This window comes from Mangrovibacterium marinum, assembly GCF_003046625.1.
Taxonomy (GTDB): Bacteria; Bacteroidota; Bacteroidia; order Bacteroidales; family Prolixibacteraceae; genus Mangrovibacterium; species Mangrovibacterium marinum.
Genome location: NZ_QAAD01000016.1, coordinates 1 through 15171, shown reverse-complemented (window position 1 = coordinate 15171; position 15171 = coordinate 1). Strand labels below are relative to the sequence as shown.

8 protein-coding genes are annotated in these 15171 nt (G+C 46.5%); 1 reads left to right on the top strand and 7 read right to left on the bottom strand.

Translation table 11 applies throughout. The annotated features are described in order from the left end of the window. Window positions 1–454: 454 nt before the first annotated feature. Window positions 455–1186, bottom strand: coding sequence for a GTP cyclohydrolase I FolE (gene folE / locus C8N47_RS13905; RefSeq protein ID WP_245915720.1), 732 nt, complete (start codon window positions 1184–1186; stop codon window positions 455–457). A 285-nt stretch (window positions 1187–1471) separates the two neighbouring features. Here folE and C8N47_RS13900 point away from each other — a divergent pair, with 285 nt between their 5' ends. Next, window positions 1472–1870 (top strand): hypothetical protein, encoded by a 399-nt coding sequence (locus tag C8N47_RS13900; RefSeq protein WP_107823180.1) that lies wholly within the window; start codon window positions 1472–1474, stop codon window positions 1868–1870. Here C8N47_RS13900 and C8N47_RS13895 read toward each other — a convergent pair. The 6 genes from C8N47_RS13895 to C8N47_RS13870 all read right to left on the bottom strand — a co-directional run. After that, window positions 1850–3115, bottom strand: coding sequence for a tetratricopeptide repeat protein (locus C8N47_RS13895; protein ID WP_107823179.1), 1266 nt, complete (start codon window positions 3113–3115; stop codon window positions 1850–1852). The two genes, C8N47_RS13900 and C8N47_RS13895, sit on opposite strands and share 21 nt — an antisense overlap. 91 nt (window positions 3116–3206) lie before the next feature. Beyond that, window positions 3207–4673, bottom strand: a complete 1467-nt coding sequence (locus C8N47_RS13890; protein WP_107823178.1) for a M56 family metallopeptidase — start codon at window positions 4671–4673, stop codon at window positions 3207–3209. Next, the gene (locus tag C8N47_RS13885) at window positions 4666–5055 is read right to left on the bottom strand and encodes a BlaI/MecI/CopY family transcriptional regulator (RefSeq protein ID WP_245915719.1); all 390 of its coding nucleotides are present in this window, start codon (window positions 5053–5055) and stop codon (window positions 4666–4668) included. The genes C8N47_RS13890 and C8N47_RS13885 overlap by 8 nt, the downstream gene beginning before the upstream one ends. A 304-nt stretch (window positions 5056–5359) precedes the next feature. Further along, window positions 5360–7189, bottom strand: a complete 1830-nt coding sequence (locus tag C8N47_RS13880) for an OmpA family protein (RefSeq protein WP_107823177.1) — start codon at window positions 7187–7189, stop codon at window positions 5360–5362. 18 nt (window positions 7190–7207) lie between these two features. Next, entirely contained in the window at window positions 7208–8167 is a 960-nt protein-coding gene (locus C8N47_RS13875; RefSeq protein ID WP_107823176.1) for a PorP/SprF family type IX secretion system membrane protein, read from the bottom strand. 11 nt (window positions 8168–8178) lie between these two features. Then, the coding region (locus tag C8N47_RS13870; protein ID WP_146161534.1) for an HYR-like domain-containing protein at window positions 8179–15171 on the bottom strand (6993 nt) is incomplete at its 5' end.

Genomic DNA, 15171 nt, shown 5'->3' with positions numbered 1-15171 from the left:
GAGAAGACGAAAGCTCGCTCGGAGCGGAACCGGCCTACTTTTTATCGATGGTGAGAGGCGAACCGGAAGCTTAGTGAAACCGGGAAGTTCCGATCCGGCAGCTGCCGGAGTGGAAATCACCCGGTTGAACTTAGCTTTCGGAAGCTGACACCTGAAGATAAAAATAAGCCTTGCGTTTTCTGTTTCGTCTTTGGGGCAAGCCAAAGATGAAAACCCGTCCGGTAGGACAAAAGATCCGAGTTGATCAAACGTAAAATAGAAAAAGCGGTCGGGTTTGGAACAACGCCCATTAACACAAGTTTGCTACGAAATGAGCCTAGCTTTTGATTGGAGCTGAATCACGATTCAAGGCATCCCCGCTGCGGTTGGAAACCACATCACCCGAAGGACTTTCAGAAAAAGGCTGTTCCGACCTTCGGGTCAGACAGCCTCGCTTCCCGTCTACCACACCATTCTACTTCCCGAATGAAACATATTTTAAAAATTCATCTTTACGTTCTTTCTCTTTAAAAACACCACTGTATTCGGCTGTCACCGTCGAGCTGCTCTCATCTTCAATGCCGCGCGAAGAGACACATAAGTGTTTGGCATCAATAACAACCGCAACATCCTCTGTTTGCAGAATTTGCTTCAGCTCGTTGGCAATTTGCACCGTTAGCCGTTCCTGCACCTGCGGACGCCGCGCAAAATAATCCACCACCCGGTTAATTTTCGACAGCCCGATAACCTGACCGTTTGCAATGTAGGCCACATGAGCTTTCCCCACAATGGGTAAGAAATGATGCTCACAGGTCGAATTCAGGTTGATGTTGCGTTCAACCAACATTTCACCGTAATTGAACTTGTTTCCAAACACCGATATTTTCGGCTTATTCACCGGATTTAAACCATTGAATATTTCCTGAACATACATTTTGGCAACGCGATGCGGGGTTCCGCTCAGGCTGTCATCAGTCAGGTCTAAACCCAAGGTTTCCATAATTTCCCGAAAATGATCCTCAATAACAGCCATTTTTTCCTGATCCGTTTTTTCAAAAGCATCAGGGCGCATCGGCGTGTCGACTGATGTACCAACATGATGATCCCCAATCAAATCAACACTCGAACTGTTGTTTACCCGGGGGATCGTATTTTGTCCGTTTCGGGAAACGGAGCCAGATTTTATAAATCCATTCACTTTCATCATCTGCTTCCTTTCTGTTTTCAATGATACTAAAACAGACAAAAAGGTTGTTTGTTTAAAACCAGACAATAAAGTTTAAACAGCAATTGAGACAAAATAGCAATTCCCCGACGCGAGAAACATCGAGTGGTTGGACAATAAAGCACAATTATTCATTTAAATTAACAAATGATCGAAACCCTATCGGGATTCAATTTTTCGTGCTAAATTTGCGCCATCAAAAAGAAGGTTGATCGATCAATTCTCTTTTTGCCTTGTTTTTTATATTGCTTGAATTAGAAATTGACCATGGGGATTTTAATTGGAATTTTTATTGCATTGATTGCTGTTGTTGCATTGGCAACCCTGTTATCGAATAAGTTTAAGAGAAACAGCTCAAAGGGCAAGCAAGAAGAGCAAGCAGCAGAAGTTCCGAGCGATTGCTGCGGAGCGCACGAGGTTTGTGAGTTTGAAGAAATGCGGCAGAACCCCGACGAAATCTTCTACTTCGAAGACGAAGAGCTCGACCGTTTCAGAGGTATTGCGGCAGAACAATATACCGATAGCCAGATCGATGAGTTCCGGGAGGTACTTTACACCTTAAAAACTGACGAACTTCCCAAATGGCTGGTAAGCATTGAACGCCGAAATGTTCAGTTGCCGCTGATCTTGCGCCAGGAGGCTCTTTTATTGCTCGCCGATGTCTGATTCCCCCTCCTCAAAGAACAGCTCCTCTTTGATTCGTTCGATCCGCAAAAGCGCATAATCAATATTTTTTCCCCGCTCGCCTACTGCTTTTACATACTCGCGATAGTAGTGCAGAGCAACCACCTTATTGGCATTAAATTCTTCGTAGGTCGTGGCAATATCGAAATAAAGCTCACCTTTTTCCGGATCGATCTCCAAGGCTCGTTGGTAAGCCTGAATTGATGCTTCAAACCTACGCTGTAAACCATACACCTGCCCCAGATGATGAAAAATGTCGGCCAAATAGGCGGGAGTTGCTGTTTCAATAGCCAGCTCCAGAAATTCCGCACTTTCATCAAAACGCTTTAACTTCTTATAGCAAGCCCCGATATAAAAGTTCACGATCGGATCGTTTACAGCAGCTTCGTAACAAGGCTCAAGCATAGTTAATGCTTTTTCTTCTTCTTTGTCAAAGTACAGACAAATACCGTAGTTTTTCAGCACATCCAGCGTCGAATCTCCTACCGCAAAATAATTCTCGTAGGCCTGCCGTGCTTTGCCGTATTCCCTGAAGAGAAAATAGTTATCAGCAATTTTTAGTAGCAAATTCGGATTTTGAGGAAAAAGATCAAGTCCACGCTCACAAGTTACCACTGCTGCGTCCAGTCGTTTCTGCTGAAGATAGATCGTCGACAAATTCAGCCAGGTATTCAGATCACCGGAACCATCAGCGGCAAGCAGTTCATAAATCTTTATGGCCAGCTTGTTCTTTCCGGTTCGGTAAGCCGCATAAGCATAATAGCGATTGTAATAGGTATTTGTCGAATCGTTGGTCCAAATCTTCTGATAACACCGAAAAGCATCCGAATAGGCTTTCAAATTGATGTATGCCTGTGCTAACTTTCCTTGCATCCGTATATCCGTCGTATCGAGTGAAATAGCCTTTTTGAAATAAGTAACCGAATACAGGTAATTTCCCAGGGCCGAATGCGCATCGCCTAATTCTTCCCAATAAATTGGATGATCGGGTTCCAGTTTGCAGGCTTTGTTCAAAGCTTCGATTGCAGATTCGTAGTCGGTCAGTTTCTCGCAGACCAGCCCCTTCTTGAAATACAAGCTTGCGTCGGACATCACGTTCAACTGCTGTTCGAGACTATTCAGTGCTTCAGAATATTGCCGGTTTAAAATCAGGAGGTCTACTTCGTTTTGTGCCTTACCGGAAAAAATGATCGTCCAAATCAGGCAAACGGAAAAGATGAATTTCATGTTTCTGGCTTGTTTTCGGTTTTTGTCAGGACTTTAAGGGAAGCATGATCAGCCCACCCGACATGAGCGGGCTGATATATTTTGAGAACTGCTATTGCAATAAAAAACTGATCGGCAGGGTGAAAGACACAGCAACTGGCTCGCCGCGCTGTTTACCGGGAGTCCAGTCTGGCAGAGAAGAAACGACGCGAATCGCCTCCTGATCAAGTGACGGCGCCACGCCGCGAACAACTCTAGCATTCCGCACTTTTCCAGCACTGTCAATGACGAATGTAACGTAAACCTTTCCTTGAACGCCGTCTTTTTGAGCCTCAACCGGGTATTTAACGGTGCTTGCGATCGCTTTACGAAGTGCCAATTCGCCTCCCGGAAATTCCGGCATTTGTTCAACGATAAAAAAGATTGGTTTACCATCAATCGTTTTGACTTCTTCTTTTGCTTCAGAAGACTTGTTGTAAGCAACAACCGTAACGCCATTTTCATCAGAATCATTGTTCTTGCTCAATTCTAAATCTCCTGTTGCCAGATTTCGAATAACCCGGTAGTCGCCGGAAACTGCAATGAGTTCCTTTAATTTTTCAACTGCTGTGGAATCTCCTCCAATTGTCAACGATGAACCAGCATACTCAATAGTAACTGTTTGATCAACTGAATCTGAAAGAGTTGTTGTGGATTGTTCCTGCTCGCAGGCAAATATCACGATTAAGGTACTGGCCAAAAGGATACCGCCAAACAACTTAATGCGTGCTAATTTTGATGATTTTATTTGTGACATCATTTGAATTCTTTTTTTGATTAGAGAGTAATTGAAATTGTTGGCCAGATTGATTTGTGGGCCAACAAACTGCTGCAAAAGCAGCTTCTTATAATAACCGGGATTGGAGAAATGAGCCAACACTGCCCGATCGGCCAGGTACTCATGATTCTCGCGCAACAAACGCTTCATCAGCCAGAAAAACGGGTTAAACCACTGGAAAACGGTGAGCACTTCCAATACCAAAATATCAAAAGAATGCCCCTGTTTCACATGCTCGAACTCGTGAATCAGCATCTTATCCCAACCATCCTGAGTTTTCAGATTTTTGCCGGCAAATACGTAGGAAAGAAAAGAGAAAGGTGTTACTTCGCAATCGAGTAAAACAAGTTTCATCCCGCTCTCGCGAATCACTTTGCTTTTTCGAATGAGCCAAGAGATTTGGGCCAAACGCCATACCAGGCGGAATGCAAACAAACACACTCCAACCAAATAAACACCAATGATATAGGTGCTGGCTGAAATCTCACGCACGATGCTTGTTGACACTTCTGTTCCGTAAACAGAAACTGTTTCGAGCAAGTTGCGGTATGGTGTCACCGTGATCTCGTCCAACATCACGGGATGACCTTCCCAAACGCGTAGGTGAACAAACGGAAGCAAGGCTGAAAATGTCAATGCGAAAAGCAAAAACAAACGGTTGGTTCGAAAAAACGTCTCGCGTTGCAGAAACAGGAAGTACAGCAAAGTGAACAGTGCCAGACTAATTCCTGATTCAAAAATATAATTCACGAAATCAACCATTGTTTTCCGGTTTATCGTCTTCTAAATCTCTTCCAACTTCGTTTATCAAGGTTTCCAGGTCCGAAAGACTCATATTATCTTCCTTTGCAAAAAAGGAAACCATTTCCTGAAACGAGTTTCCAAAGTAGTTGCTTAAAAAATTTCTGAAATAGGCTTTGGTATAATCGCGCTTACTAACAAGTGGAAAATACCGATGGGTCTTTCCAAAAGCGTCATGATCAACAAAGCCCTTTTTCTCAAGAATACGCACAATTGTAGAAACAGTATTGTAAGCCGGCTTGGGTTCCGGTATTTTCTCCAAAATATCGTTCACAAAAGCTTTTTCAAGTTTCCATAAAATCTGCATCACTTGCTCTTCTGCCTTGGTTAATTCTTTGATCATGATTACTTTTTGTTGTTTCGAATGAATTGTCTATCAAAATTAACTAAACAATTCGTCAACTAACTAATTTTTTAGTTAAAATGGCGAAAAAAATTTCAAGGGTCGGGCCGGATTAAGATGATTTGTTTCATAGTCGGATGATTTAATTTTCTGAAACAAAGCTACAACTAACATTTTAGTTTTCAAACTAAAGAAATAGTTTTTAAACTAGATATTTAGTTTTGCGTCTAAAAAAAGAGGCCTGCCCTCTGGCAGACCCCCATGTTAGACTAAACGAAAGTGCTTACGCAGCAACTCTAAATCTTTATTTTCCCAAAGAAGCCTTTGGTGTTATCTTCGACTTCTTGATTTCAAATACTGTACGTCTGTTTTCCTGATGTTTTTCTTCAGAACAATCAACATCATCAGCACATTCGTTTACCAATTGTGTCTCACCGAAGCCAATGGCTTCAATCCGAGACTTGTCTATACCTTTACGCACTAAGTAATCCAAGGTTGCCTTTGCACGGCGTTCGGACAGCTTTTGGTTGTACTCGTCGGTACCACGGCAGTCGGTATGTGCTTCCAGTTTTATATCGATATCCGGATATTTAGCCAGGGTTTCGGCCATACGATCCAGTACGCGAACCGCATCCGGGCGAATGTTATACTTGTCGTAGTCGAAGTAAATATTAGTCAAGCCAATGCGGGTACCGGCATCCAGCGGATAAAGCTGGAAGTAGTAGAACAGCTCACCCGGTTCCATTCCCTGAGTTGAAAATTCAACATCAGTGCCGAAGAAGTTATCAGCCTCTGCGGTAACCAGGTAATTGTGCTCAGGCTGGATATCAGCTTTGAAATTACCTTCGGCATCGGTCGTTGCCGAATCAACAGCTTTCCCATCCTGTGCAATGGTAATCGTAGCTCCAGCTATTGGTTCATCACCAAAAATATTCACAACCTGCCCTCTCAATCGATGTGACGGATCGATATAAAGCACTTCTTCTTTGTTCACAAATCCGGCATCGGCCACCAGGCTGATCTCTTTGGTCTTGTCGTAATAGCCAGCCTTTGTTGCCAGCAGATCGTAGCGTTTACCCATCTCGGCCTTCAGCGGAGTATGGCCCGACGCATCGGTCACCGACTCAGCCACCACTTTTCCTTTTTCATTTTTAATTTCAACTTTTACGCCAGCTACTGGCTTATCGGTAAAACTCGAAATCACCAGTAAGTTGAATTTATATTCCTCGGGTAAGACCACATAAATGTCATCAGCTCCCTGTCCGCCGCTGCGGTTCGATGAGAAATAAGCATAACGCTCGGCAGGTCCGGGAATAAAGCCAAAATCGTCGGCGGCAGAGTTAATTGCATTGTTAAAGGTCAGAATATCGGCGGGATCAAGGCCATTCAGGCTGGTGTAGTAAATATCCAGCCCCCCTTGCCCGTCGCGACCATTGCTGGCAAAATACAAGGTACCATCGGCATCCCAGTAGGGGAACATCTCGTTACCGGCCGTATTCAGTTTTTTCAGGTTAACCGGATCGGTCCACTCCTCCCCTTTGCGGATGGTGTAATACAGATCGGTGCCACCCGCACCGCCGGGCATATCACTAATAAATATCAGGGTATCACCTGTTGAGCTGACTGTTGGGTGCGCAACCGAATAATCCTTCGAGGCAAAAGGAAACGGACCAACTTCTTTCCAGTCGTCGCCGGCTTTTTCAAAGCGGGTGATGCATAAACGGATGTTCTCTTTCTTGAAAACGATATTCTTCACATCTGTTTCCTCTTCATACGATTGGGTCAGGTACATCTCGCCGGTGGCTTCACAAATGGTCATCGGCCCTTCCTGAATTTTCGTGCTTATACGGGAACGATGTTCTCCTTTTTTCGCGGTTTGCCCTTCCGGCAACAGCTGAGTCGAGTAAACATCGTACATCAGATAGCTCTCTTTCTTTTTGTCACCTTCAACTTTAACTTCCGAATTGTAAATCAACTCCTGTCCGTAGAGGTAAGAAGCAAAATCACTCTTCGCGGTATTCACTGAAGCATTTTTGATGTCGATTTGCACATCATCAAACACCTTTTGCGTTTGTGCATTTCCCAGGAGAACGACAAACATTAAGGCTAATCCGGTTAAATATCTAACTTTCATGGGTTAAAGTTTTCAGGGTTAGAAATATCGAGGTGAAGTAAATGATTTGACTAAGGAGCGGAGTTCGTAAGAGATCATCACCTCGTGCGAACCGTTTCCATAGGAACCAATATCTGTTAAGTCCATGTCGTAAGCGTAGCCGATACGCAGTTTTTCACTGATAATAAACTGGGTATTAAAACCGATGGCACTACCGCCGCCTTTCCAGGTCGTGGACCGAAACATACCGCCCAGCCAGAATTTCTCTTTAAACAGAAAGCTGGCATTTAAATCGTAGACAAACGGCAAGGCTTCGGAGTGACGGAACATAAACGATGGCTTAAACTTAACATACGATCCCATATCAAATACATATCCCCCGATTAAGTTCAGATTCCGGTATTCAAAATCGGTCTTATAATCTTCCGGTCCAAACTCGAAATCGTTTTTCAGCAATTTCGGAATCGAGAAACCGGCATAGTATCGCGGAGCCGACAGGAACAAGCCAACCCCAACATTGGGCATAAACTTCTCGCGGATCTCGCCTTCGAATGCCGGGTCATCGGTATCGATGATGATATGATCCGACAGCAGATGCCGATAGTTGGTGAACCCGGCTTTTAATCCCAGCCGCAAATTGGCATCTCCTCCGAGCCGTAACTTGTATGAATAATCGGTGAAAAATGCCAGTCGTTTTTCCTTTCCGATTACATCGTTAATCACAGACAATCCAAGACCGATTCGTTCATTCCGCAACGGTGTCTGCACCGAGAAGGTATGTGTTTCAGGTGCTCCGTTAAATCCTACCCACTGGTAGCGCCCCAGAACCATGAAACCTACACACTCCCACGAACCGACATACCCCGGGTTGAAGGCTTGAATGTTGAACATGTATTGGCTGTACATCGGGTCGTCTTGCTGACCAAAAGAGCTTACAGCCGTGCTGAACAGTAGTACTACACTGACAGCCAGTTTGGTTAAATATTTCATCGCTTTCATCGTTCTTGAGTTTACCGGTTAATAAATACTGTTCCTTTGTACACTTGATCGTCCAAAATCAGGATCACGAAATAGGTACCTTCAGGCACAATATCTCCGTCTCCACCGACGTTCGGCCTACCATCCCACCAGGCATCACCGCCCAGTCTTTGGGTGTCACCGTAATCTTCCTGCTCATAAATTTTAGCTCCCCAACGGTTGTAGATCTCGATATGCACTTTTTCATGGTCGCGGATCGCCGGGATCACGAACAGTTCGTTGTATTCGTCGCCGTTTGGCGAGAAAGCATCCGGTATCAAATCATCCAGCTTCGGATCGTGAGCCAGGTTAACAACTGCCCGATCGCAAAGCCCGGCACCGTCGCAAACCTCATACTCAAACCAGTCGTCATCGAAATAATACAGATCGGGCGTATAAGTAAATGTTCCGTTGGCATTCCATACCAGGGTTCCGTGTTCTGGCTCAACGGTAATCTCAGTCACCTGAATCTGATCTCCATCCGGATCGTAATCGTTTGCTAACACGTTAGCATCTGTTTCGGTCATGATGAAATTGTCATCGACGGCCACCGGTGGCTGGTTGGTTTCGTCAACAGTAATGTAAACTGTGGCATTTCGGCACAAGCCTTCAGCCGTACAGATACTGTATATAAATTGATCGGGTCCAACATATTCGGCATTGGGGGTATAGGTAAATTCGCCGCTGGCCTCCCAATTTACAACACCGTGAGCCGGTTCGCTCTCCATTGTCAACGATACAGCATCGCCCAATACGTTCAGGTCGTTCATATATACATCACCTGTCACGGCCAGGTCTTTACCGGTATGCACGGCATCATCAACGCCGAAAATGCCATCGTTCTGAGCCGAAGCCGAGTAAACAATCAACACCTGTGCGACACTTGCTGTCGAAGGATCGTTTTCAAGATAAGCTTTATAAGAAAACTGAACAGCTCCTTCGTAGTCGGCCATATCTTCCGGCAAATCATACGTGAAACTACCATCAGCCGACAAGCTCAAGGTTCCAAATGCCGGAGCTTCAACAGGGCTTGTATCAATCAGCAGATCTCCTCCTGCCGGGTCGAAGTCGTTTGCCAGCAGCTGACTTTGTACGGTATGCGCATTGAATCCCTGGAAAATATCAGCATTGGCAACCGGCGGACGCACGGTCAGGTGGTCCGGATCGAGGATCCACAGATATACGGTAGCCACGGCTGATTCGCCACTGATCGGATCGTTGATTAAGTATGTGAACGAGTCGTCTCCGCTAAAATCATCATCCGGCTCAAAGACATAGGTACCATCACTGTTCATCACCACGCTACCATGCTGTGGATCGGTTAATTTAGATGCTGTGTTACCCGGATCAAGCTCCCGCTCCTGCGGGTTGATGGTCAATGCCGACATACGGGCTGCTGGTTTTCCTTTTTCCGAAGTCGTTAACGACGGACCGGATGGCAGATCATCGTATTTCACATCGTTGGTAAACACGTCGCCGGCAACCACCATACCGGTGTAGGTATTGTGGATATCTCCCATAGCCACCGGCGGATCGTAAACCGACCGCACCTGAATGGTCACTGTGGCTTGAGAGCAATAACCATCGGCATCACAAATTTCGAAGGTAAACTCATCGGCTCCGTAGTAGTTTAAATCCGGCTGATAAGTGATGGTTCCATCCTCATGCACGGTTGTTGTTCCATGAGCCGGCTCCGAAATAACGGTCAATGTCGTCAAGTCGATATTATCGTCACAGTCGTACACGTGCTCCATAACGTTAACCACAAGCGGCTCATCTTCATTAACCGATTGAGGGAATGATTCGGCAAATGGCTCTGATTTCAGGACCACCTGTTGCGGACAAGTTGCTGTATTGCCATGAATATCGGTCACGGTCCACAAAAGATCTGTTGTTCCAAAGTCATAATCCCCCGAAGCATCGGCAGACTCTGTTTTGCTGTTCATTATCTGTTGAACACCACAATTGTCTGCTGCAGTCGGCGCAGGCACTTCAACGTATTGATCGCAGCCCATCGCAGAAGAGACGACTAGCTTAAATACATCCTCGCCGCATGAAATAACAGGCTGTTCGTTGTCTGTTACCGTTACAGTTTGTGTTACTGTTTCGGCATCATTTCCATGAATGTCGGTCACATTCCAACTAATGGTTGTAGTACCTACCGGATATGGATCAGTAAGCGCCTGTTCATCGCTACGGGTACCTACCGGATCGCCAACAGCACAATTATCGGTTGCCGTTGCCGGAGTGATGGTCACCACTGCTTCACAAAGGTCGGCATCGGCTGTTTGCTCCATGTCTGGCGATGCCGTAATGACGGGAGCTTCGTTGTCGGTTACAATAACCTTTTGCAAACAGGTAATAAACTTACCGGACATATCCGTAACGATCCATTCCACGTCAGTTTCTCCTACCGGGAATGTCTCCGGAGCATTATTGGCAACCAGCAGCGCTGAAGTTGGCGTACAGTTATCAGAAACCTCAGGAGTTCCTAAATCGACATTGCTGGCAAAACAACTTCCGGCATCAGCTGTGACAGTAACATCAGCAGGGCAATTCATTTCAGGATCACTGGTATCGTGCACGGTAATTAACTGTGTACACGAACTCTCGTTGTCGCACTCGTCAACAGCCAGCCAGGTCCGTTCAATGATATAATCGTTATCGCTCTCACCGGCAACTACATTGTCTGAATAATCAACGATAACGTTTGCCGAACAATTGTCGGTAGCCGTTGCATATCCTGTAGACTGCGGATCCGTTGGTGCATCACATTCAACAGCCACATCTGCCGGACAGCTAATTTCAGGTTTTACATCATCATTAACGGTCACGGTATGAACATACATCGCAGTATGCCCTGCACAATCGGTATAAGTCCAGGTGTAACTTACGTCTCCGGTGCATACAGGCACTTCACTTTCAACCGGGCCAACAGGCTCCAGTAAATTACCGCAAACGTCGTAGACCACCGGAGGCACCGGTAATTCGATGTCAGCATAACAACTCACAGTTGCTGTCGTTGGCTCAGGAGTTTCTAACTCCGGCAACACGATCTGATACGTATAAATCCATTCGTGCTCATTTCCTTCACAGTCTGCATAGTTCCAACTGTAAGTGATGGTGCCTTCGCAGTCCTCATAAGTTCCGCCAACAGTCGGACCTGTCGGGATGATTGCATTGCCACAGTTGTCCATCACCGTTGGAGCTATTGGTTCTGTTGCCAATGCAGCACAAGTAACTGTTGAACCATCATCTTCCGGCATGGTGAAATCTTCTGCTTCAATCGTGTAGGTATATACCCAATCATGGGTGTTGTCTTCACAGTCGGTATAAGTGAAGGTATAAGTTATCGTTCCTTCACATCCATCATAGGTTCCGCCTTCCACCGCATCCGATGGCGTTAACTCATTATCGCAGTTGTCCACGACGGTTGGTGGCGTTGGCTCTGTTGCCAAAGCGACACAGGCTACTGTTGCGCCATCGTCCTCAGGCATTTCAAAGTCCTCAATTTCTATGGTATAGGTGTATATCCAGTCGTGACTGTTGCCTTCACAGTCGGTATAGGTGAAGGTGTAAGTTATCGTTCCTTCGCATCCATCATAGGTTCCGCCCTCTGCGGCAGCCGACGGAGTCAACTCATTACCACAGTTGTCGACTACTATTGGTGGCGTTGGCTCGGATACAAGAGCCACACAGGCTACTGTTGTGCCATCGTTCGCAGGCATCTCAAAGTCCTCAATTTCGATGGTGTAGGTATATATCCAGTCGTGGTTGTTGCCTTCACAATCGGTATAGGTGAAGGTGTAAGTTATCGTTCCTTCGCAACCGTCATAAGTTCCGCCTTCCACCGCAGCCGACGGAGTCAACTCATTTCCACAGTTGTCGAATACTGTTGGGGGTGTGGGCTCGGATACCAGAGCCACACAGGCTACTGTTGTACCATCGTTGGCCGGCATTTCAAAGTCCTCTATTTCGATGGTGTAGGTATATACCCAGTCATGGCTGTTGCTTTCACAGTCGGTATAGGTGAAGGTGTAAGTTATCGTTCCTTCGCATCCATCGTAAGTTCCGCCCTCGACGGCCGCCGACGGAGTCAACTCATTTCCACAGTTGTCGACTACCGTTGGTGGTGTGGGCTCAGATACCAGAGCTACACAAGCTACCGTTTGGCCATCGTTCGCAGGCATTTCAAAATCCTTGACTTCGATAGTGTACGTGTATACCCAATCGTGGCTGTTGCCTTCACAATCGGTATAGGTGAAGGTGTAAGTTTTGGTTCCTTCGCAACCATCATAAGTTCCGCCTTCCACCGCAGCCGATGGAGTCAACTCATTATCGCAGTTATCCACGACGATTGGCGGCGTTGGCTCTGTTGCCAAAGCGATACAGGCTACTGTTGCGCCATCGTTAGTCGGCATTTCAAAATCTTCATACTCGATGGTAAACGTGTAAGTCCAGTCGTGACTAAAGTTACCCGAGCAATCCGTATAGGTCCACACATAGCTTACAGTTCCCTCGCACTCGGGGCTTTCGCTGATAACAGGCCCCTCGATATTTGTAATCAACTGGTCGCCGTTGTCATAAACGTCAGGATGCTCTGGAGTGTACAAATCAGCTGCACATTCAATCGTTTCTCCATCATTAGGAGGCATGTTATCGACAAAGTCCTCACGTTCTATATTGAAGGTATAGGTCCAATCGTGGCTGAATTTACCGGAGCAATCGGTATAAGTCCACACATAGGAAACGGCCCCCTCACAATCAGGACTTTCACTCACAACCGGCCCGGTTACATTGGTGATCGCCAGTCCGCAGTTGTCGTAAACAGTCGGGTGCTGCGGCGTGTACAGTTCATCTTTATTTTCAATTTTCTCGCTATCGTCAACCGGCATATTCACGGCAAAATCTACTCTTTCAACAGTATAGGTATAAGTCCAGTCGTGGCTGTTACCCGCACAATCGGTATAAGTAAATACCCAGGCCATATCACCTTCGCAGGCTATAGCGGCAGGTGTCGTTTTTAGAATCGGTGTGATTGGGTTACCGCAGTAATCATTTATGGCCGGTGGTGTCGGTTCAACCTGTGCATCGGCCAGGCAGTTCACTGTAGAACCATCGTCTTCGGCCGGAGTGAAGTCCGGAATATCGATGGTGTAGGTGTAAGTCCAGTCGTGGCTGTTACCCGCACAATCAGTATAAGTAAATACCCAGGCCATATCACCTTCGCAGGCTATAGCGGCAGGTGTCGTTTTTAGAACCGGTGTGATTGCATTTCCGCAGTAATCATTTACGGCAGGTGGTGTCGGTTCAACCTGTGCATCAGCCAGGCAGTTCACTGTAGAACCATCGTCTTCTGCCGGAGTGAAGTCCGGAATATCGATGGTGTAGGTGTAAGTCCAGTCGTGGCTGTTACCCGCACAATCAGTATAAGTAAATACCCAGGCCATATCACCTTCGCAGGCAATAGCGGCAGGTGTCGTTTTTAGAACCGGTGTAATTTCATTTCCGCAGTAATCATTTACGGCAGGTGGTGTTGGTTCAACCTGTGCATCGGCCAGGCAGTTCACTGTAGAACCATCGTCTTCGGCCGGAGTGAAGTCCGGAATATCGATGGTGTAGGTATAAGTCCAGTCGTGGCTGTTACCCGCACAATCGGTATAAGTAAATACCCAGGCCATGTCACCTTCGCAGGCTATAGCGGCAGGTGTCGTTTTTAGAATCGGTGTGATTGGGTTACCGCAGTAATCATTTACGGCAGGTGGTGTCGGTTCAACCTGTGCATCGGCCAGGCAGTTCACTGTAGAACCATTGTCTTCGGCCGGAGTGAAGTCCGGAATATCGATGGTGTAGGTGTAAGTCCAGTCGTGGCTGTTACCCGCACAATCAGTATAAGTAAATACCCAGGCCATATCACCTTCGCAGGCTATAGCGGCAGGTGTCGTTTTTAGAATCGGTGTGATTGGGTTACCGCAGTAATCATTTACGGCAGGTGGTGTCGGTTCAACCTGTGCATCGGCCAGGCAGTTCACTGTAGAACCATCGTCTTCGGCCGGAGTGAAGTCCGGAATATCGATGGTGTAGGTGTAAGTCCAGTCGTGGCTGTTACCCGCACAATCGGTATAAGTAAATACCCAAGCCATATCACCTTCGCAGGCAATAGCGGCAGGTGTCGTTTTTAGAACCGGTGTGATTGCATTTCCACAGTAATCATTTACGGCCGGTGGTGTCGGTTCAACCTGTGCATCGGCCAGGCAGTTCACTGTAGAACCATCATCTTCGGCCGGAGTGAAGTCCGGAATATCGATGGTGTAGGTGTAAGTCCAGTCGTGGCTGTTACCCGCACAATCGGTATAAGTAAATACCCAAGCCATGTCACCTTCGCAGGTAATAGCGGCAGGTGTCGTTTTTAGAACCGGTGTGATTGCATTTCCACAGTAATCATTTACGGCCGGTGGTGTCGGTTCAACCTGTGCATCGGACAGGCAGTTCACTGTAGAACCATCGTCTTCGGCCGGAGTGAAATCCGGAATATCAATGGTGTAGGTGTAAGTCCAGTCGTGGCTGTTACCCGCACAATCGGTATAAGTGAATACCCAGGCCATATCACCTTCGCAGGCAATAGCGGCAGGTGTCGTTTTTAGAACCGGTGTAATTGCATTTCCACAGTAATCATTTACGGCAGGTGGTATCGGTTCAACCTGTGCATCGGCCAGGCAGTTCACTGTAGAACCATCGTCTTCGGCCGGAGTGAAATCCGGAATATCAATGGTGTAGGTGTAAGTCCAGTCGTGGCTGTTACCCGCACAATCGGTATAAGTAAATACCCAAACCATGTCACCTTCGCAGGCAATAGCGGCAGGTGTTGTTTTTAGAACCGGTGTGATTGCATTTCCGCAGTAATCATTTACGGCAGGTGGTGTCGGTTCAACCTGTGCATCGGCCAGGCAGTTCACTGTAGAACCATCGTCTTCGGCCGGAGTGAA

Coding starts and splice junctions, on each gene's coding strand:
- folE (WP_245915720.1), bottom strand. CDS start 1,186: ATGATGAAAGTGAATGGATTTATAAAATCTGGCTCCGTTTCCCGAAAC.
- C8N47_RS13875 (WP_107823176.1), bottom strand. CDS start 8,167: ATGAAAGCGATGAAATATTTAACCAAACTGGCTGTCAGTGTAGTACTA.
- C8N47_RS13880 (WP_107823177.1), bottom strand. CDS start 7,189: ATGAAAGTTAGATATTTAACCGGATTAGCCTTAATGTTTGTCGTTCTC.
- C8N47_RS13895 (WP_107823179.1), bottom strand. CDS start 3,115: ATGAAATTCATCTTTTCCGTTTGCCTGATTTGGACGATCATTTTTTCC.
- C8N47_RS13885 (WP_245915719.1), bottom strand. CDS start 5,055: ATGATCAAAGAATTAACCAAGGCAGAAGAGCAAGTGATGCAGATTTTA.
- C8N47_RS13900 (WP_107823180.1), top strand. CDS start 1,472: ATGGGGATTTTAATTGGAATTTTTATTGCATTGATTGCTGTTGTTGCA.
- C8N47_RS13890 (WP_107823178.1), bottom strand. CDS start 4,673: ATGGTTGATTTCGTGAATTATATTTTTGAATCAGGAATTAGTCTGGCA.